The 18,866-nt window shown below is 64.0% G+C and carries 15 protein-coding genes; 8 read left to right on the forward strand and 7 right to left on the reverse strand.

Annotated elements, in window-relative coordinates:
- The first annotated feature begins 94 nt into the window (after positions 1-94).
- From garD to MST27_RS09440, 4 genes are all read left to right on the forward strand, one after another.
- Positions 95-1,648 carry a galactarate dehydratase gene (gene garD, locus MST27_RS09425; protein WP_243605758.1) on the forward strand — a complete coding sequence of 518 codons (1,554 nt, stop codon included), beginning with the start codon at positions 95-97 and terminating at the stop codon, positions 1,646-1,648.
- Between the two features lie 93 nt (positions 1,649-1,741).
- Positions 1,742-3,154: an FAD-binding oxidoreductase gene (locus MST27_RS09430; RefSeq protein WP_243605703.1), complete on the forward strand. Its 1,413-nt coding sequence runs from the start codon at positions 1,742-1,744 to the stop codon at positions 3,152-3,154.
- 59 nt (positions 3,155-3,213) lie between these two features.
- Positions 3,214-4,143 (forward strand): 2-hydroxyacid dehydrogenase, encoded by a 930-nt coding sequence (locus MST27_RS09435; protein ID WP_243605704.1) that lies wholly within the window; start codon positions 3,214-3,216, stop codon positions 4,141-4,143.
- Between the two features lie 133 nt (positions 4,144-4,276).
- Entirely contained in the window at positions 4,277-5,191 is a 915-nt protein-coding gene (locus tag MST27_RS09440) for an aldose 1-epimerase (protein WP_243605705.1), read from the forward strand.
- A gap of 200 nt (positions 5,192-5,391) precedes the next feature.
- Here the strand turns inward: MST27_RS09440 and MST27_RS09445 are convergent, their stop codons facing one another.
- The 5 genes from MST27_RS09445 to MST27_RS09465 form a co-directional block, all read right to left on the reverse strand.
- The gene (locus MST27_RS09445) at positions 5,392-6,645 is read right to left on the reverse strand and encodes an OprD family porin (RefSeq protein WP_243605706.1); all 1,254 of its coding nucleotides are present in this window, start codon (positions 6,643-6,645) and stop codon (positions 5,392-5,394) included.
- A 260-nt stretch (positions 6,646-6,905) separates the two neighbouring features.
- Positions 6,906-9,164: an ATP-dependent DNA helicase gene (locus tag MST27_RS09450; protein WP_243605707.1), complete on the reverse strand. Its 2,259-nt coding sequence runs from the start codon at positions 9,162-9,164 to the stop codon at positions 6,906-6,908.
- The gene (locus MST27_RS09455) at positions 9,161-10,792 is read right to left on the reverse strand and encodes a VRR-NUC domain-containing protein (RefSeq protein WP_243605708.1); all 1,632 of its coding nucleotides are present in this window, start codon (positions 10,790-10,792) and stop codon (positions 9,161-9,163) included. Before MST27_RS09455 ends, MST27_RS09450 begins: the two co-directional genes overlap by 4 nt.
- 142 nt (positions 10,793-10,934) lie before the next feature.
- Entirely contained in the window at positions 10,935-12,323 is a 1,389-nt protein-coding gene (gene hemN / locus MST27_RS09460) for an oxygen-independent coproporphyrinogen III oxidase (protein ID WP_243605709.1), read from the reverse strand.
- Between the two features lie 177 nt (positions 12,324-12,500).
- Positions 12,501-14,123, reverse strand: coding sequence for a methyl-accepting chemotaxis protein (locus MST27_RS09465; protein ID WP_243605710.1), 1,623 nt, complete (start codon positions 14,121-14,123; stop codon positions 12,501-12,503).
- Between the two features lie 553 nt (positions 14,124-14,676).
- Between MST27_RS09465 and galU the strand changes: the two genes are divergently transcribed.
- The gene (galU, locus tag MST27_RS09470) at positions 14,677-15,516 is read left to right on the forward strand and encodes a UTP--glucose-1-phosphate uridylyltransferase GalU (RefSeq protein ID WP_243605711.1); all 840 of its coding nucleotides are present in this window, start codon (positions 14,677-14,679) and stop codon (positions 15,514-15,516) included.
- Between the two features lie 49 nt (positions 15,517-15,565).
- Here the strand turns inward: galU and MST27_RS09475 are convergent, their stop codons facing one another.
- The gene (locus MST27_RS09475) at positions 15,566-15,988 is read right to left on the reverse strand and encodes a VOC family protein (protein ID WP_243605712.1); all 423 of its coding nucleotides are present in this window, start codon (positions 15,986-15,988) and stop codon (positions 15,566-15,568) included.
- Between the two features lie 71 nt (positions 15,989-16,059).
- On the opposite strand from MST27_RS09475, the gene gorA reads away from it, so the two are divergent.
- Positions 16,060-17,418: a glutathione-disulfide reductase gene (gene gorA / locus MST27_RS09480; RefSeq protein WP_243605713.1), complete on the forward strand. Its 1,359-nt coding sequence runs from the start codon at positions 16,060-16,062 to the stop codon at positions 17,416-17,418.
- A 52-nt stretch (positions 17,419-17,470) separates the two neighbouring features.
- Here gorA and MST27_RS09485 read toward each other — a convergent pair whose 3' ends face one another.
- Positions 17,471-17,959 carry a copper chaperone PCu(A)C gene (locus MST27_RS09485; protein ID WP_243605714.1) on the reverse strand — a complete coding sequence of 163 codons (489 nt, stop codon included), beginning with the start codon at positions 17,957-17,959 and terminating at the stop codon, positions 17,471-17,473.
- Between the two features lie 149 nt (positions 17,960-18,108).
- On the opposite strand from MST27_RS09485, the gene MST27_RS09490 reads away from it, so the two are divergent.
- The gene (locus tag MST27_RS09490) at positions 18,109-18,477 is read left to right on the forward strand and encodes a YidH family protein (protein WP_243605715.1); all 369 of its coding nucleotides are present in this window, start codon (positions 18,109-18,111) and stop codon (positions 18,475-18,477) included.
- A 2-nt stretch (positions 18,478-18,479) separates the two neighbouring features.
- Positions 18,480-18,854: a DUF202 domain-containing protein gene (locus MST27_RS09495; protein WP_243605716.1), complete on the forward strand. Its 375-nt coding sequence runs from the start codon at positions 18,480-18,482 to the stop codon at positions 18,852-18,854.
- Positions 18,855-18,866 lie beyond the last annotated feature (12 nt).

The raw sequence follows: 18,866 nt of genomic DNA on the forward strand, positions 1-18,866 counted from the left end.
CTGCCCGCGGCGGATGGCTTCGGCCGTCCACCCCTCGGCGGCAGGTCGCTCACAACAACAACCGGGCCAACCGGAGACCGAGATGAACGAAAGCGTGCAACTGATTCCCCACCAGGATTCCCCCCGCTGCATCCGTTTGAACGAGGCGGACAACGTCGCCGTGGTGGTCAATGACGGCGGCGTGCCGGTCGGTGCGCAGTTCGAAGGCGGGCTGGTCACGGTCGAGGCGGTGCCGCAGAGCCACAAGGTCGCGCTGGTGGACATCGCCGAAGGCGAAGCGGTGCGCCGCTACGGACAGATCATCGGTTATGCCCTCGAACCCCTGCGTCGTGGCAGCTGGGTCAAGGAAACCCAATTGAAGATGCCAAGCGCACCGCCGCTGGACAGCCTGCCGCGCGCCACCGCCGTGCCGGCCGGGCTCGACCCGCTCGAAGGCTACACCTTCGAGGGTTACCGCAACGCCGACGGCACCGTCGGCACGCGCAACATCCTCGGCATCAGCACCACGGTGCAGTGCGTCACCGGTGTGCTTGAACACGCGGTCAAGCGCATCCGCGCCGAACTGCTGCCCAAGTATCCGAACGTCGATGACGTGGTCGCGCTGACCCACAGCTACGGCTGCGGCGTGGCGATCAACGCCCGCGACGCCTACATACCCATCCGCACCGTGCGCAACCTGGCGCGCAACCCGAACCTCGGCGGCGAAGCGCTGGTCATCAGCCTCGGCTGCGAGAAGCTGCAGGCCGAGCAGGTGATGCACGAGGGCGATCCTTCGGTTGACCTGCGTGACCCCTGGCTGTACCGCCTGCAGGAATCGAACACCGGCTTCGGCGAGATGATCGAGCAGATCATGGCGCTGGCCGAAATGCGACTGAAGAAGCTCGATCAGCGCCGTCGCGAAACGGTGCCGGCGTCTGAATTGGTGTTGGGTATGCAGTGCGGCGGCAGCGACGCCTTCTCCGGCATTACCGCCAACCCGGCACTGGGCTATGCCGCGGACCTGCTGGTGCGCGCCGGGGCCACGGTGATGTTCTCGGAGAACACCGAGGTGCGCGATGCGGTGTACATGCTCACCGCCCGCGCCGAAACGCCGGAGGTCGCCGACGCGCTGATCGCCGAGATGGACTGGTACGACCGTTACCTGGAGCGCGGCGCCGCCGACCGCAGCGCCAACACCACGCCGGGCAACAAGAAGGGCGGGCTGTCGAACATCGTCGAGAAGTCCCTGGGCTCCATCGTCAAATCAGGCAGCGGCGCCATCAACGGCGTGGTCGGGCCGGGCGAGCGGGTCGAGCGAAAGGGCCTGATCTTCTGCGCCACCCCGGCGTCCGACTTCGTGTGCGGCACGCTGCAGCTGGCCGCCGGGATGAACCTCCACGTGTTCACCACCGGGCGCGGCACGCCTTATGGCCTGGCGATGGCGCCGGTGGTCAAGGTGGCGACGCGCACTGAACTGGCCGAGCGCTGGCCGGACCTGATCGACATCGACGCCGGGCGCATCGCCAGTGGGCGGGCGAGCATCGAGGAGCTCGGCTGGGAGCTGTTCCACTACTACCTGGACGTCGCCAGCGGCCGCAAGAAGACCTGGGCCGAGCAGCACCGGCTGCACAACGACATCGTGCTGTTCAACCCGGCCCCGATCACCTGAGGTGGCGCCACAGAACCCATCGTCAAGGGCGTTCGTCCAACGCCCCGACTCCATGCCAGGAACGCCTTCCAGGCGGTTCCAGTCGGAGGTGCCATGAACGCCCAGTCCCTCCTGCACGCCCTTGAAACGGTCGTCGGCCCTGCGGGAATCGTCTGCGACCCCGAGCAGATGGCCAGTTACCTCAGTGACTGGCGTAACGCGTACCGGGGCGCCGCAGCGCTGGTCGTGCGGCCGGCGACGACCGAGCAAGTGGCCGCGGTGGTGCAGATCTGCCACGCGCACCGCGTCGCGCTGGTTCCGCAAGGTGGCAATACCGGCCTGTGCGGCGGATCGATTCCGGACGACAGCGGCACCCAGGTCGTACTGTCGCTGACCCGCATGACACGCATCCGCGAGATCGATACGGCGAACGAAACCATTACCGTCGAGGCTGGCGTCCTGTTGCAGCACCTGCAGGAGGCGGCAGCGGCGGTCGACCGACTGTTTCCGCTGTCCCTCGGTGCGCAGGGCAGTTGCACGGTCGGCGGGAACCTGGCTACGAACGCCGGTGGCACGGCCGTGCTGCGCTACGGCAACATGCGCGACCTGGCGCTCGGGCTCGAGGTCGTGCTGCCTGATGGTCGAATTTGGAACGGCCTGCGCGGACTGCGCAAGGACAATACCGGCTATGACCTCAAGCATCTGTTCATCGGCTCCGAGGGCAGCCTGGGCATCATTACTGCCGCTGTGCTGAAGCTCTACCCGGCGGTGCGCAGCATCACCACCGCCTGGGTCGCCTTGCCCGACGCGCGTTCGGCCGTCGAGCTGATCGGGTCGATCCGCGCGCTCTGCGGGGACCGGCTGACCGGCTTCGAGCTGATGTCACGACAGAGCGTCGATTTCGTCCTGCGCCATGTCGGCCGGTGCAGCGACCCCTTCGCCGAGGTGCATCCCTGGTACGTTCTGATCGAGCTGAGCGATACCCAGCCGGATGCGCCGCTCAACGACCTGCTCGAAGCCGGGCTCGGCGCGGCGCTTGAACGTGGCTGGGTGCTCGATGCCGTGCTGGCTGGTAACGAGGCGCAGGTGGCGGCGCTGTGGGCGATGCGCGAGGGGATTTCCGAAGCGCAGAATCACGAGGGGCCGAGCCTGAAACACGACATCAGTGTGCCGGTCAGCCGCATTCCCGCCTTCATCGAACGGACCGACGAGGCGCTGCTCGAGCGATTTCCCGGCGTGCGGATCGTCGCCTATGGGCATGTCGGCGACGGCAACCTGCACTACAACGTCAGCAAGCCGCCGGGCAGCGACGACGATGCGTTCAAGGCGCAGCAAGCGGCGATTTCCGAGATCATCTACGCGGCGACGGCGGCGTTGGACGGCAGCATCAGCGCCGAGCATGGGATCGGACAGGCCAAACGCGACGCGGCAAGACGCTACAAGGACCCGCTGGAGCTCGAACTGATGCGCGCCCTCAAGCGCACGCTCGACCCGGAGGGTCTGATGAATCCGGGCAAGGTGTTCTGAGACGCACCCCGGGCCCTCGGCAGATCCATCAATCGCACCGCACTGACTCGAGGTATCTTGTGACCTGCATCCTTCAGCTTGGCCCCCTGACCGACCGATTCAACCGTGCGCTCGCCGCCGAACATGAGGTGCTGCGACTCTGGGAAGCGGACGCCGACGCCATGCTCGATCAGCACGGCAACGGTGTCGACATCGTCGTGACCTCGGCACGATTCGGCTGCACCGCATCGCTCATCGACCGACTGCCGAACCTCCGGGCAATCATCAGCTTCGGGGTCGGTTATGACGCGATCGACGTAGCCGCCGCCCGCGCGCGGCAGATCGCCGTCAGCAACACGCCGGACGTGCTCAATGAGTGCGTGGCCGATCTGGCGTTCGGGATGCTCATCGATTGTGCGCGGCAGATGTCCCGTGCGGACCGTTTCGTGCGGGCGGGCGAGTGGCCCTCCGGTGGGTTGCCGCTGGCGAGCCGCGTCAGCGGCAAGCGGCTTGGCATCGTCGGGCTCGGGCGTATCGGTGAAGCCGTCGCCAAGCGCGCGAGCGGTTTCGACATGCAGGTGCGCTATCACAACCGCCGGCCGGTCGAGGGCTCTGTCCATGGTTATGAGCGGGACCTGGTCGAGTTGGCGCGCTGGAGTGACTTTCTGGTGCTGACCTGCCCGGGCGGGGAGAGCACACGAAACCTGATCGACATGGCCGTTCTCGAGGCGCTGGGCCCGAAAGGCATGCTGATCAACGTGGCCCGCGGCTCGGTCGTCGACGAGCCAGCGTTGGTACAGGCGCTGCTCGATGGCCGGCTGGGCGGTGCGGCGCTGGATGTCTATGCCCATGAGCCGCATGTACCCGACGCGCTCATGGCGCTGCCCAATGTCGTGCTCTTGCCGCATATCGGCAGCGCCACCGAGGAGACGCGGCTGGCCATGGAAGAGTTGCTGTGGGCCAATCTGCGCACCTTCCTGGAGCGTGGTGAGGTGCTGACAGCCGTCTGAATGTACCGACCGGCGCATCGCTGCAAAGCGATCCAGCCTGGCGTCGGATCGTGTTCGTTTCATTCCTGGCGCCGTCCCGCGTCGCGCCAAAAGCGCCGCCGGCGGATTGCGCCCGTTATCGGAGCCATGCTGCATGAACGAGGCACAAAGGGTGATGACCGAGATCGAGTTGATGAAGGGTGCGCTGCGGTTGGCCGTACGTCCTTCACTGGGTGGGGCGATCACGCGCCTCAGCTTCGATGGCATCGACCTGCTGCGCCCCTGGGATGGCTCCGATAGTGTGCGCCGGGCCGGTTGCTTCGTCCTGGCGCCATTTTCCAACCGAGTAGCCGACGGCGCCTTCGAGCACGAGGGGTGCCGGTATTCGCTTCGCAGCCTTTCACCAGAGCATTCGTTGCCAATTCACGGGGTTGCGTGGAAGCGCGCCTGGCAGGTCTTGGAGCAGGGCAGCGACAGCCTGGTGCTGAGTTACAGCCATCGCGCCGTGGGCGAAGCCGCACAGGATTGGCCGTTCGATTTCGATCTCGAGCACCGCCTGCAGCTGACCGATGAGGGCGTGATCTTGCGGTTGTCGCTGCGCAATGTCGACCGGCGCTCGATGCCCGCCGGCCTGGGTTGGCACCCTTACTTCCTGCGTCACGATGCCTGTGAATTGAGTTTCTCAGCGCGCGCTGTCTGGGAGAATGACGCACGCAACCTGCCTGCGCGGCGCACACCGGTTCCCGCGAGTTGGGACTTCGCGACACCGCGGTCCCTGGGTGAACCGGCTCTGGACAATTGCTTCGTCGGACGTGAAGGCCCCGTGTCCATCCGCTGGCCCGGGCAGGGCGTTGCATTGCGTATGGAGCCCGAAGCGGCCCTCGATCACCTCGTGGTCTTCACACCTCCAGCGGACATGGGCTTTTTCGCGGTCGAACCGGTGACCCACGCCAACAACGCACTCGGTATGGACAATCCTGACGCGCACGGGATGCGTACCCTCGGCGCGGGTGAAGCACTGCAGGTCGGCTGTCGGATTAACTTGGCACGCATTCCGAAGGCTCCGTAGGTCGAGAAGAAGCGGATCGCGTTCAATAAGTCGGTCATCAGTCGGCAGAAATCGCCGAACGGTGAAGTGCGCCTTTGTGGTCGCCTGCTTCCGGACCTTGGGTGTTGCCCAGGTTCATCCAAAAAAAGCCCGTCACGAGGACGGGCGAAAGTTTCCGCAACAGGAGTGAGGAGCGTTGCGTCCAGCGTGGTGGATGACGCTTACAGAATCGACAACGGGTATTGGATGATGAGGCGGTTCTCGTCCAGGTCACGAGTGTTGACCTCGGAGCGATAGCTCGAGTTGCGCCACTTGAGGTTGAGGTTCTTTGCCGGGCCGCTCTGGATGGTGTAGGCCAGTTCGGTTTCGCGGCCCCACTCTTCGGCGTCGTCTGTGGTGGCCGTGCGGATGTTGTCGCCGCTGATGTAGCGGTTCATCAGGGTCAGGCCGGGGATGCCGACGGCGGCGAAGTTGTAGTCGTGGCGCAGCTGCCAGGAGCGCTCGTCAGGGTTGTCGTAGCTGTTGTTGAAACTATCGTTGGCGAGGGTGCCGCCGCTGGTGCCGTTGACGCGCATCCAGGTGTCGCCGCTGACCTTCTGCAGGCCGACGTAGAAGGTGTTGCCGCCGGTCCTGAGGCCGAACAGGCCGGAGTAGGTCTTGTTGTCCAGGTTGCCGGCGCGCGCGCTGCCGTCGTCCTCGCCCTGGAAGTAGCCGATGTTGGCGGTCAGGGCCAGGTCGTCGCCCAGCGGCTGCACATGCAGCAACTGTACGTACTGCTGCTCGTAGACATCCTTCAGCTCGGCGGTCCAGAGACCGACGGTGGTGCGCTTGTCGTTGAAGGCGTACTCACCGCCTACGAAATTGAAGCGATCGGAGGCGCCACCGGCGAAGCTCATGTCTTCCATGCTGGCATCGTCGCGCGGGCTGTTCTGGCGGAACTGGCCGCCGTAGAGCGTCAGGCCGTCGATTTCCTTGGAGGTGACCATGCCGCCCCGGAAGGTCTGCGGCAGCGAGCGGCCGTCGTCCGAGCGCAGGATCGGCAGCACCGGCATCATCTCGCCGACCTTCAGCTCGGTGTTGGAGAACTTGGCCTTGGCGGCGACACCGAAGCGGCCGTAGTCATCGGCCGGGCGGCCGTCCGTATGGCGCGGCAGCAGGGCAGTGCCGTAGGTGCCGCGGCCGCCGTCGAGCTTGACGGCCAGGCCGGCGAGCACGTCGACACCGAAGCCGACCGGGCCCGGGGTGTAGCCGGACTGAACGTTGAGGATGAAACTCTGGGTCCATTCTTCGGCCTTGGAGCGGTCGTCGATCGCGTCGTCGCGGAACTCGCGGCCGATGTAGAAGTTGCGCGCGGTGACGCTTGCCTTGGTTCCGTCGAAGAAGCCGTCTGCCGCGTTTGCCGCCACGGGGATGCCGAGTGCGAGCGACAGGGTGCCAGCCATGACAGCGGCCGACAGGGGGTTGCGTGGGGTCATTGTTGTTGTGCTCCCTTTTTTGAGTTATCCGCCCCGTGCGGCAATGCCTGGCCGAGGCGGAATATCGCGTGGCCGCTTGAAACGGCAGATCGATGACACACATCAGTCGTCATACGACGCTAGGGATTATGGCCAGGCAGTCATTGTTGTCAACGCAATTTGTAAAGAATTGTTTGGCTTCAGACATTGGTCTAATACGAACTAGAGAAGCCTGACGCCGCGGGTTGCGGCCGCTCGCCGATACGAACAGCGTCAACTGATCAGGCGGGACAAGCCCACCACGCTGGAAGCAGTCGTCGGACCTCTGGGCGCGAAAAGCGGTCATCGATCAGATGGACGACACCGGCATCGTCGGTCGTGCGAATGACCCGGCCAGCGGCCTGGACCACTTTCTGCAGCCCTGGGTAGAGATAGGTGTAGTCGTAGCCGGACCCGAACAGCCGGTCCATGCGTGCCTTCATCTGTTCGTTGATCGGGTTGACCTGCGGCAAGCCCAGCGTTGCAACGAAGGCACCGATCAGGCGTCGGCCGGGCAAATCGATGCCTTCGGAAAATGCACCGCCAAGAACGGCGAAGCCTATCCCTCGTCCGTCCTCGGTGAACCGCGCCAGAAAGGCCGAGCGCGCCAGCTCCTGCATGCTGCGGGTCTGCTCCCAATGGGGCAGCTCAGGGTGGCGGGCGCCCAACAGGGCACTGACCTGCTGCAAGTATTCGAAGCTGCTGAAAAAGGCGAGATAGTTACCCGGGCGCGCCTGGTATTGCTCGGCAAGCAGGTCGACGATTGCCTGCAACGAGGCCTGTCGATCGCGATAGCGGGTGGAAATGTGCCGTGCCAGATGCACTTGCAACTGCTCGGCGCGAAAGGGTGAGACGACGTCGATCCAGACCCGCTTCGCAGGCACGCCCAGGGTGTCGGCGTAGAAACGCTGCGGCGTGAGGGTCGCGGAGAACAGCACGCACGAGCACGCTTCTTCAAAGCGCGGCCCCAGGAAGGGGGCGGGGAGAACGTTGCGAATGCACAGTACCGACGCCTCCGTGATGCGACGATCTGAGGACGGTACCAGCGTACTGTCAATGAGCGAGTGCTCGCCGAAGGTTTCGGCCAGGCGGCAGAACTGCATGGCATCGAAGTAGACCCGCTGCAACGCCGGATCGACCTCCGCTGCTTGCTCACCCAGGTACTCCGTCACGGCGCTGACCATCTGCTGCAAGGCATTGAGGAGTTTGCCGGGAAGCTCCGGGAGCACCTGGTAAGGCGCGCTCTGCAAGCGCTGCGCCTCGCTCCAGCAGCGCACCACACGCTCCACCGGTTTCTTCAGAACGTTCGGAACTAATCGGCGTAACCCTTTGAATTCACGAAGATCGAGTTCCGCACTGTACATCGCTCGGCCGCGCTCGAGCAGATTGTGCGCCTCGTCCACGAGCACACCGATTCGCCACTGATTGACCTGCGCCAGGCCGTGCAGCAGGGCGCTGCCATCGAAGTAGTAGTTGTAGTCGCCTACCACGACGTCGGCCCAGCGAGCCATCTCCTGGCTCAGATAGTAGGGGCAGACCTGGTGAGCAAGCGCGACGTCCCGCAGCGCGGCTCCGTCAAGAAGCGGCTGCCTGGCGGCCTGGGCACGCGCGGCGGGCAAGCGGTCGTAGAAGCCGCGCGCGAGTGGGCAGGCATCGCCATGACACGCCTTGTCGGGGTGCTCGCAGGCCTTGTCCCGCGCGATCAGCTCCAGGACTCGTAACGGCTTGGCTTGGTGCTGCAGGCTCGCCAGTGCATCGAGCCCCAGTTGCCGTCCGGAGGTCTTCGCGGTCAGGAAGAACAGCTTGTCCAGCTGTTGCCCCGGGCACGCCTTCAGTTGCGGAAAGAGGGTGGCGAGCGTCTTGCCGATGCCGGTGGGCGCCTGCGCCATCAGGTGCGTACCGGTGCAGGCCGCCTTGTAGACGGCTTCTGCCAGCTGACGCTGGCCGCTTCGGAAATCGCCATGGGGAAATCTGAGGGTCCGCAGTGCCTGGTCCCGTTCGGCACGATGGGCCATTTCCTGTCTGGCCCAGGCAATGAACTGCTGGCACTGGGCATCGAAGAAGGCCTGCAGCTGCGTCGCGCTGAAGGTTTCGACCAGCAGCGTTTCCTTCTGGCTAACCACGTCGAAATAGACCAGCGCGATCTCCAGTGTTTCCAGCGCGCGGGCTTGGCACAGCAGCCAGCCGTACACCTTGGCCTGAGCCCAATGCAACTGGCGATGGTTGGCCGGCTGGCGGTCCAGGTCGCCGCGATAGGTCTTGATCTCCTCGAGCCGGTTCCTCGCCGGGTCGTAGCCATCGGCACGTCCACGAACGAGCAGGTCGCCATGACGGCCCTCCAGCGATACCTCTCGCTCGTAATCCGCGCCCCGGCGGTTGGTGACCGTGAGGTGGCCAGCCATGCCTTCCAGGGCCGTAGGCGAGGGGGTGAAGCGCAGGTCCAGGTCGCCCTGTTTGGCGGTGAATTCACACAAGGCGCGCACGGCGATGCGGTAGTTCACGCCGCGTTCTCCGTCCATTGCACATAGCAGACGGCGATGGGCACCTGATGTTGCAGCGCAAAGTCGATCCAGCGCTTTTGATTGTCCTGCAGGCGGTCGCCGGGGCCCTTGACCTCGACGAGTCGATAACGGCGCTCGGCGGGCCAGAACTGGATCAGGTCCGGCAACCCGCTGCGGTGAGCCGGCACGTCCTGCAGGATGCGCTGGAAGAAGGCCCGCAGATGCTCGGCAGGTATGCAGTGCAACGCCAGCTCGAGAAGATTTTCATCGAGCAGGCCCCAGCTGACGAACTGGCACTGCAGCCCGAACTTGTCACGGAACACCCGCCGAATGCAGTCGCGGTATTCGTCGGTGCCGAGCATGTCCAGACATGGCCTGAACAGCTCGGCGCGGCGCGTGAAGAAATCGGAGCGTGCGAGATCGGCCGGGGCTGCGTGGAACGGGTGGAAGAACGCACCTGGCACAGGTGCGAAGATCACGTGCCAGCAGAGCAACCCGAGCAGGGAGTTGATCAACGCATTTTCCACGTAGTAGACCGGTGCCTCGTCGCGCGTCAGATGCTCGCGCACCGCATGCTCGACGCTGGTTTCGGGCCGGGGCAGTGCCAGATCGAGACGCTCCGGTTGCCTGGCCTGTACACGCCGGGCAACGGCCTCGCCGAGGCTGCGTTTCAGTCGGGGCAGGATGCGTTGCAGCTGCTGGGCCTCGTGCTCGCTTTCCGGCGCGGCCTGTGCTGAGAGCGCCAGATGCAGTGCCGCTTCGGGTTGATCGCAGCGCTCCAGAACGCGGATCGCTCGTTCGCGCGCCGTCGGGTAGCGGTTGTCGGCATGCAGGCGCAACGCGAGCGACAAGTCGCCTTCGCGCTCGCATTGCCGGCCAAGGGCCAACAGCAGTTTGCCGCGGCGGTTTTCCAGCCACTCGTTGGCATAGGGTGCGGTCGGCACATCAGTCAGCACCTGCTCGACTGGCTCGCCCGCCTCGAACCGCTCCCGGCAGTGATGCAGGTGCAAGTAGGCATCCACGTCGGCGCGGGCATGGAAGACACGAGAAGCGCTGGAGAAAGGGACCTGCTCGTAGCGGAATATGCCGAGGTCCGCGAGCACGAACTCGGACCAGTCCTGATGGATGTTGCCGAAAAACATCAGGCGGACCCGATCGCAGAGTTCGCCGATGGTAAGCCCGAACGCCTGATCGTCGAGCCCCTGGCACCAGCTCGCAAAGGGTCTGGCTTGGGCGTGCTCGAGCTGAAGCGCCTGGAACAGATCGGCCTTGCGCTGTGTCGTGCTGCCGAAGATGCGCTGCAATTCGTCCTTCTTCAGCAAGGCGAACAGCTGGGTGAGATCCAGCGCCGGGTTGGCCTCGACCCAACCGTGCTCCAACAACGCCGGTGCAGCCTCAAGCGGGCAGCCAATCTCGGCATAGCGCAGCTTGCTCGCACGGAACAGGGTGCCCTTGCGCATCACCATTCGAACGAGAAGCGCTTGTGACGCCTGCGGAACCAGGGGAAAACGGTCGAGAAACGCACGCTCCTCGTCATTCAGCAGATCGCCATGGCGTTCGCCGACCCACGCCAGTACCTGGCGAAAGTTGTCGAGGTAATAGAAGGGATTTTCCAGGGCCTGGCGCATCGAACGTCCGGTTCGGTCGTACTGGGCGTCGCGGCCCATAGGGCTGGCTATTTATACAGTTGTCGAGTGCTTTGGCAACACCCGGGCGATAGGTGGCAAACATCAGTGGCATGACCTCCCGCAGTGCAGGAGGCTGGGTGGGTCAGACCGTTCGCGAGAAGCGCCCACGCTGCTCGCCGCCGAGGTAAGCATCGAAGGCCATGGCGACGTTACGCATCATCAGATGCCCCTGGGGCAGCAGTGCAAGCGCGTCGTCGTGGATCTCGACCAGCCCATCGGCGACATGCTCGTCGAGCTTGCCGAGGGCGTCGGCGAAGTAGTCGCGAAAGTGGATGCCGTAGCGCTGCTCGATCTCGGCGAAGTCGATGTGGCCGTGGCACATCAGCGAGATGATCACGTCGCGGCGCAACCGATCGTCCTCACTGAGCGTGTAGCCGCGATGCACCGGCAGCAGGCCTTCGTTCAGACGCGCGTAGTACTGCGACAATTCCTTCACGTTCTGGCTGTAGCTGTCGCCGACCTTGCCGATCGAGGATATGCCCAGACCGATCAGGTCGCAGTCGGCGTGGGTGGAATAGCCCTGGAAGTTGCGCTGCAGCGTCCCTTTCGCGCGGGCGAGGGCGAGTTCGTCATCGGGCAGGGCGAAGTGATCCATGCCGATGTAGACGTAGCCGGCCTCGGTCAGGCGGCGGATCGTCAGTTCCAGCAGCTCCAGCTTGCGTTCCGGTGGCGGCATGTCTTCGGGACGGATCAGCTTCTGCGCGCGAACCAGCTCGGGCAGATGCGCATAGCTATAGGCGGCGATCCGGTTGGGGCGGATGTCGATGATCTTGTCGAGCGTGGTGTTGAAACTCTCCACCGTCTGCAACGGCAGGCCGTAGATGAGGTCGACGCTGATCGACTTGAAGCGCGCCTCGCGCGCCGCCTGGACCAGCTCGCGGGTTTGTTCCTCGGTCTGGATGCGGTTGACCGCCACCTGCACCTCCTCGTCGAAATCCTGTACGCCAAAACTCAGGCGGTTGAAGCCCAGCGCGCGTAATTCATGGATCTGCGACGGGGTGACGGTGCGCGGGTCGACCTCGAGCGAAAATTCGTGCTCGTCACTGTCGTCCATGTTGAATGCCGCATGCAGCGCGGCCATCAGGTCGGCCAGTTGCGCGCTGGTGAGGTAGGTGGGCGTGCCGCCGCCGAGGTGCAGCTGGGTCAGTTTTCGTGAGCGGTCGAACAACGCGGCCTGCATCTGGATTTCACGCTTGAGGTAATCCAGGTACTCGGCGGCGCGGTCGGTCTTGTGGGTGATGATCTTGTTGCAGGCGCAGTAGTAGCAGAGGCTCTTGCAGAACGGGATGTGGATGTACACCGACAACGGCTTGGGTGCAGCAGCCTCGTTGGTCGACTGCGCCGCGCTGCGATAGTCGTCCATGGCGAAGGCCTGATGGAACTGGGGCGCGGTCGGGTAGGAGGTATAGCGAGGACCGGGACGGTCATACTTCTCGACCAGGGCGCGGTTGAAGCTCGGCGTTTGGTCCATGTACGGGTTCACCTTGATTGCATGAATGTGACTGGCGGGCGGAGTGCCTGCGACAACGTGGCGCGAATTATCGCCTTTCCATTCGGGGTGCCGGCCTGTCCCAGATCAAGAACCCGGCAGGCCGAAGGCTTCCGGCGCCGGGCGGTCGGCCAACAGGAGTGAGCTTCCCAGCCGAACTCAGAATCGGAACCGCCCGACCAAGCGGTTGAGCTCGGCCGCCAACTGAACCAGTTCGTCGCTGATGGTTGCCGTGCGCGAGGCGTCGGCGAGCGTCGTGTCGGCGATGGTGCTGATGGTCGTGATGTTGCGATTGATTTCCTCGGCGACCGCGCTCTGTTGCTCGGCGGCGGTCGCGATCTGCGTGTTCATGCCGTTGATGGTATCGACCTCACCGGCTATCAGATTGAGGCTCTGCGCCGTCCTGGAGACGCACTCCGATCCCGACTGCGCCCGCACCTGCGCCCCTTCCATGGCGCGCACCGCATCGCGCACGCCTTGCTGCAGCTGCTCAATGGTGCGCTGGACCTCTTCGGTGGATTTCTGCGTGCGCGCGGCGAGGGTACGCACCTCATCGGCCACGACAGCGAAACCTCGTCCTTGCTCGCCCGCACGCGCCGCCTCGATTGCGGCGTTCAACGCCAGCAGGTTGGTCTGTTCGGCAATGCCGTTGATGACGTTCAGGACCATGCCGATGCTCGCGCTGTCAGTCTCGACCCGGCGGATGACGCTGGCCGCGTGCTCGATATCGCTGATCAGCGCCGCGATGCCGTCCAGCGCTTCCTGGGCGCGCATCACGCCAGCGCGGGACTCGGCATCCGCGCCGCTGGAGGCCGATGCGGTCTGGTTGGCGTGACGGGCGACCTCCTGCACCGTCGCGCTCATCTCGTTCATCGCCGAGGCCACCATGTCGGTTTCACTGCGCTGCTCCAGTACCGCGCCATGGGTCTTTTCGGCAACGCTGGAAACCCGCTCGGACACTTCATTCAATTGCCGTGTCACACCGGCGACGGCCTCCAGGCTGGTCCGAAAGCTGAGGATCATGCAATTGAAGGCCTGGCCCATCGCACCTACCTCGTCCGGCGCCTGTACCGCAACCGTGCGGCTGAGATCTTCGTCGGCGGTGATGGCCTCCATGGTGTGACGCATGGCATTGATGCGGCGGATGACCACGCGGCGAATGATGTAGCTCATCAAGACCAGTCCGATCACCAGCAGGAGTGCTTGGATCGCTGCCGAGACGAGGAGGTTGCCATGCACCTCGCCGTCCAGCGCGGACAGATCATAGCTGATGCGCACGGCGCCCATGATGGTGTCCTGCGGCACCTGATGGCAGGTCAGACAGTTCGTGCCGCGGTAGTCCTGCTGGGCGTGGATCGGATTGATCACGGTCAGCACCCGGCCGTTTTCGCCCGGCGCAACCTGGACGATGGCTTCGCCCGCGAGCGCGCGTTGGTCCAGCGCATCCTTGGGCGCCTGGTGTGCAAAGCCGGGACCGAACGTCGCGGCCACCGGTTCGCCGCGCACGATGCGTGCATCGATGATCCCGGGACGGGCGAGGATCTTCTCGCGCAGCACCTCGCGCTGGGCCATGGTGCCGGTCAGCATCATGGTGTTGATACTGTCGAAATAGGAGTCGGCGGTGTCCCGAGTCTGCTGTTCGACCACCTGCAGAATCAGTCGCTTCTCGGCATTGAATGAATACAAGAGCGACGCTGCGAGCACCAGACTGAACACCGATAGCAGGGCCAGGTTGATCTTCGACTGCACGGACATTCGCCGTGCCGGGGGAGTGCTGTTCATCCAATTCCTCAGGTACTGCTCGTTGGCGAAACCAACCCGAAGGGTTTGTGCGATGCCGATCGGGGCGCTGACGTGCCTCATCGAGGCCGCGCGTCAAGCTCCGACGGCCACGAGAAGGCATAACGCCACTATCCAGGCGCCGGATATCCTAGACCCTGTTGCGCAAGCTGGCGGCATGGAGCGCGACGAACCGAAGGCAATCTGAGCTTTGTATGATCTGGATCAGTAAAAAGCGGCGCAGCCGGACCTTCCGCCGGCACTTCCGGTGGTCGTACGCGCGTTCGGATCAAGTGCGGAGGCCTGCCGAGCGATCTTTTCTGTCGCGCCTCTTGGCAATCGGCGCGGTCGGGATCAGGCTATGCACCTGAGCCGTGTCAATGGCCGCCGGTCGGAGAAAATGGGCCTGCGGAATTCGCCACGACCGCGGTCGAACCCCTCATCGTTTCGGTGGTCGTAGCCTCTAGTCAGCCGCTGTCGGCGGGACGTGCAGGTACGACTGCTGGCCGATCCAGGCGCAGTGCATCAACTGGAACCTTCCTCTTCAAGGACTCACATGATCAAGAAATGCCTTTTTCCTGCGGCCGGATACGGCACGCGCTTCCTTCCTGCGACCAAGGCCATGCCCAAGGAAATGTTGCCGGTAGTAAACAAGCCCCTGATCCAGTACGGGGTTGAAGAGGCACTGTCCGCCGGTCTGAACCAGATCGCGATCGTCACCGGTCGCGGCAAGCGTTCCCTGGAAGACCACTTCGACATCAGCTACGAGCTCGAGCATCAGATTCGCAACACCGACAAGGAAAAGTACCTCGTCGGCATTCGCCGCCTGATCGACGAGTGCAGCTTCTCCTACACGCGTCAGGTCGAGATGAAAGGCTTGGGTCACGCGATTCTCAGCGGTCGCCCACTGATCGGCGACGAGCCTTTCGCGGTGGTCCTTGCGGACGACCTATGCATCAACCTCAATGGCGACCCGGTCCTGGCGCAGATGGTCAAACTGTACAATCAGTTCCGCTGCTCGATCGTCGCGATTCAGGAAGTCCCGCCGGAGGAGACCAGCAAGTACGGTGTGATCGCCGGCGAGATGATTCGCGACGACATCTTCCGTGTCAGCCACATGGTCGAGAAGCCGAAGCCGGAAGACGCGCCGTCCAACCTGGCGATCATTGGGCGTTACATCCTGACTCCGGACATCTTCGACCTGATCGAGCAGACCGAGCCGGGCAAGGGTGGCGAAATTCAGATTACCGACGCACTGATGCGTCAGGCGCAGGACGGCTGCGTGCTGGCCTACAAATTCAAGGGTCAACGGTTCGATTGCGGTTCGGCCGAAGGCTATATTGCGGCGACCAACTTCTGCTATGAGCACTTCTACCTGACCGGTAAAGCGTTCTGATCAACGTTTATCGGTACCAGAGAGCCACCTTCGGGTGGCTCTTTGCGTTTCAGGGAACGGGCATATCCTGCGCGCCCGGGCCCAATGGTTGGCCGTAGCTGAACTCGACGTAGTTGCCCGCCGGATCGCGAACGCCGCAGTAATAGCCCACCGGATAGGGCTCGTCGCGCGGCTCCCAGATCAGGCAACCGGCCTCGCGTGCCAGCGCGGCGATTGCATCAACGTCGTCACGGCTGGCCAGCGCAAAGCCGAAGTGGCTGTAGTCGTTGGCGGCCAACTGACGGTCCGTGCCACCGGGCATGATCACGAAGATGAAGTCTCGTTCCTTGCCGGGCTCCGACATCCAGACGATCCGCGAGCCCTTTCCGGCTCGTTCGTGGAAGACGTGCATACCGCAGAATCGCTCGTAGAAATCGATACAGGCGTCCAGATCCGGCACGTGCAGGGCAAGGTGGGTAAGGGCAGGGCGCATGCGGCACTCCTTCGATGATCGACCCGGGGGCCTGGGTTATGCTGTGCGTTCTACACGGGAGACAACTGTACATGGCTTACGACTTCGATCTATTCGTCATCGGCGCGGGCTCCGGCGGCGTCCGTGCGGCGCGCTTCGCCGCCGGTTATGGAGCGCGCGTTGCGGTGGCCGAGAGCCGTTATCTGGGCGGCACCTGCGTCAACGTCGGCTGTGTGCCGAAGAAGCTGCTGGTCTACGGGGCGCACTACGCCGAGGACCTGGGCCAGGCCCAGGGCTACGGCTGGAGCATCGATGGTGCGACCTTCGATTGGAAAACCCTGATCGCCAACAAGGATCGTGAGATTCAACGCCTCAATGGCATCTACAAGAATCTGCTGGTCGACAGCGGTGTGACCCTGCTCCAGGCGCACGCTCGCGTGACCGGCGCGCACAGCGTCGAAGTCGACGGTACGCAGTACACCGCCGAGCACATTCTGGTCGCCACGGGTGGCTGGCCCTTCGTGCCCGAGTTTCCTGGTCGCGAGCATGCCATCACTTCGAACGAGGCGTTCTATCTCGAGGCGCTGCCCCGCCGGGTGCTCGTCGTGGGCGGCGGCTACATCGCCGTCGAGTTCGCCTCCATCTTTCACGGCTGCGGTGCGGACACCACGCTGTTGTACCGTGGCGAACTCTTCCTTCGCGGCTTCGACGGGTCGCTGCGCGATCATCTGAAGGACGAGATGATCAAGAAGGGTGTCGATCTGCAGTTCAACAGCGACATCGCAACGATCGACAAGCAGGCCGATGGCAGCCTCCTGGCCACACTTGAAGACGGCCGCACACTCGAGGCTGACTGCATTCTGTACGCCACCGGGCGCCGCCCCATGCTCGACGGGTTGGGCCTGGATGCGCTGGACGTTGCCCTGGACTCACGGGGTTTCATTGCTGTCGACGAGCAATTCCAGACATCCGTCCCGTCGATTCTTGCGATCGGCGATGTGATTGGCCGCGTGCAACTGACGCCCGTCGCGCTCGCTGAGGGTATGGCGGTCGCTCGTCGACTGTTCCGGCCGGAGGAATACCGCCCGGTGGACTACAACTGCATCGCCACGGCGGTGTTCAGCCTGCCGAACATGGCGACCGTGGGGCTGACCGAAGAACAGGCGCGTCTGCAGGGGCACAGGGTCAAGCTGTTCGAAAGCCGCTTCCGGCCCATGAAACTCACCATGACCGACAGCCTGGAACGCAGCCTGATGAAGCTTGTAGTGGACGCCGACACTGACCGCGTCCTGGGCTGCCACATGGCCGGCCCCGACGCGGGGGAAATCATGCAGGGCCTCGCCGTAGCGATGAAAGCCGGCGCCACGAAGCGGGTATTCGACGAAACCATCGGCATCCATCCGACCGCCGCGGAAGAGTTCGTCACCATGCGTACCCCGACGGGCATCTGAAAGGCGGAAGAGGGTAGCGGGGCGGCGTGCCGCCCCAGGGGCCGGCCGCCCGTCAGTGATGCGAGTGTGCGGCCCCAGTGTCGCCCTCAGGCGCCTGGTCGCGGATGGTCACCTCGGTCTGTACCTCGCCACCGTCTCGGAAGATCAGCGTCAGTGGGAAGCGATCGCCCGCGACCAGCGGCTCGCTGAGATTGAAGAGCATGACGTGATAGCCGCCGGGCTTGAACTGCACCTCGCCACCGGCCGGCACGTCGACACCCTCGACGTGCTCCATACGCATCAGGTCGCCGTCGTGTACATGAGCATGCAGTTCTGCTTTCTCGGCACGAGGCGTTTTCACACCCACCAGTCGATCTGCCGTATCGCCTGGATTGCGCAAGGTGAAGTACACCGCGCCAGTCGGAGCCGTCGGCGGCATGGCGCGTGACCAAGCCTGACTGGCGGCGAGATGCATCGAGTGGTGGTCGTGCTGATGATCATCAGCCGAAGCGTTCAGCCAGACGGCTGCGAGCAGGACGGTGGTTGCCAGGCGCGCCAACATGCGGATCTCCAGTGCGGGAAAAGGGGCCGGAACGATACCACGACGCGATAGCGCGCATCCGCATGGCATCGGAGCGACGGAACCTGCACGGCACGCGCGTTTCTGTTTGAATGAGGCCTTACAGATCCCACTGGAGATGCATCGTCAAAATGGAACGCAGTCGCTGGAGTCGTCGATTGCTATCGGGCGGAAACGAACCCGATCCGCGGTTCACACTCGCCAATGAACGCACCTTTCTCGCCTGGATCCGAACTTCTCTCGCGCTGCTGGCGGGTGGCGTTGCGGTCGAAGCCTTCGCGGGTGACATCTTCATCCTGGAGATCCGCAAGGTGCTCTCCATTTCGCTGCTATTGCTGGCGATGTTCATCAGCTCGACGGCCTGCATCCGCTGGTTGACCATCGAGCGTGCGATTCGCCACCAGGGACCCTTGCCGTTTCCCTTGCTGATCCCGATCCTTTCGATTGGCGGCACCTTGGTGACCTTGATCCTGATCGCCTACATCGTGCTGCGAAGCTGACCATGCACATCTCGTTTCGCCGCCGGCTACAGCCCAAACCCCCGCCGCCACCGTTGCACGAGGATCCTGGGCTGCAGCCGGAGCGCACGTCCCTGGCGTGGGGGAGGACACTGCTCACATTGATCACCGTCAGCGCGCTCTTCCTGCGCTGGATGCCGTATCACGGTGTCTTCGTCGGCATGCTCGTGGCCGTGTCGCTCCTCACCGCATTGGGTATCTGGTTGACCCAGCAACGCCGCTACAACCGCAGCTCCACCGGACTCAAGAGTGGCCGTATCCAGGCGGACCTGGTGTCCGTGCTGTGGCTCGGCGCGTCAGTGGTGGCGTTGAGCGTGCTGGGGCTCTATACCGTACTGTTTCTGCCCATCTCGTCCTGATGGCATCCGATT

Source organism: Stutzerimonas marianensis (genome assembly GCF_022810315.1).
Lineage (GTDB): Bacteria > Pseudomonadota > Gammaproteobacteria > Pseudomonadales > Pseudomonadaceae > Stutzerimonas > Stutzerimonas marianensis.

Excerpts from the sequence above, each read along its gene's own strand:
- MST27_RS09430 (WP_243605703.1), top strand. The coding sequence starts at position 1,742 with ATGAACGCCCAGTCCCTCCTGCACGCCCTTGAAACGGTCGTCGGCCCT.
- MST27_RS09440 (WP_243605705.1), top strand. The coding sequence starts at position 4,277 with ATGAACGAGGCACAAAGGGTGATGACCGAGATCGAGTTGATGAAGGGT.
- MST27_RS09445 (WP_243605706.1), bottom strand. The coding sequence starts at position 6,645 with ATGACCCCACGCAACCCCCTGTCGGCCGCTGTCATGGCTGGCACCCTG.
- MST27_RS09455 (WP_243605708.1), bottom strand. The coding sequence starts at position 10,792 with ATGCGCCAGGCCCTGGAAAATCCCTTCTATTACCTCGACAACTTTCGC.
- hemN (WP_243605709.1), bottom strand. The coding sequence starts at position 12,323 with ATGGACCAAACGCCGAGCTTCAACCGCGCCCTGGTCGAGAAGTATGAC.
- MST27_RS09465 (WP_243605710.1), bottom strand. The coding sequence starts at position 14,123 with ATGAACAGCACTCCCCCGGCACGGCGAATGTCCGTGCAGTCGAAGATC.
- galU (WP_243605711.1), top strand. The coding sequence starts at position 14,677 with ATGATCAAGAAATGCCTTTTTCCTGCGGCCGGATACGGCACGCGCTTC.
- MST27_RS09475 (WP_243605712.1), bottom strand. The coding sequence starts at position 15,988 with ATGCGCCCTGCCCTTACCCACCTTGCCCTGCACGTGCCGGATCTGGAC.
- gorA (WP_243605713.1), top strand. The coding sequence starts at position 16,060 with ATGGCTTACGACTTCGATCTATTCGTCATCGGCGCGGGCTCCGGCGGC.
- MST27_RS09485 (WP_243605714.1), bottom strand. The coding sequence starts at position 17,959 with ATGTTGGCGCGCCTGGCAACCACCGTCCTGCTCGCAGCCGTCTGGCTG.
- MST27_RS09490 (WP_243605715.1), top strand. The coding sequence starts at position 18,109 with ATGGAACGCAGTCGCTGGAGTCGTCGATTGCTATCGGGCGGAAACGAA.
- MST27_RS09495 (WP_243605716.1), top strand. The coding sequence starts at position 18,480 with ATGCACATCTCGTTTCGCCGCCGGCTACAGCCCAAACCCCCGCCGCCA.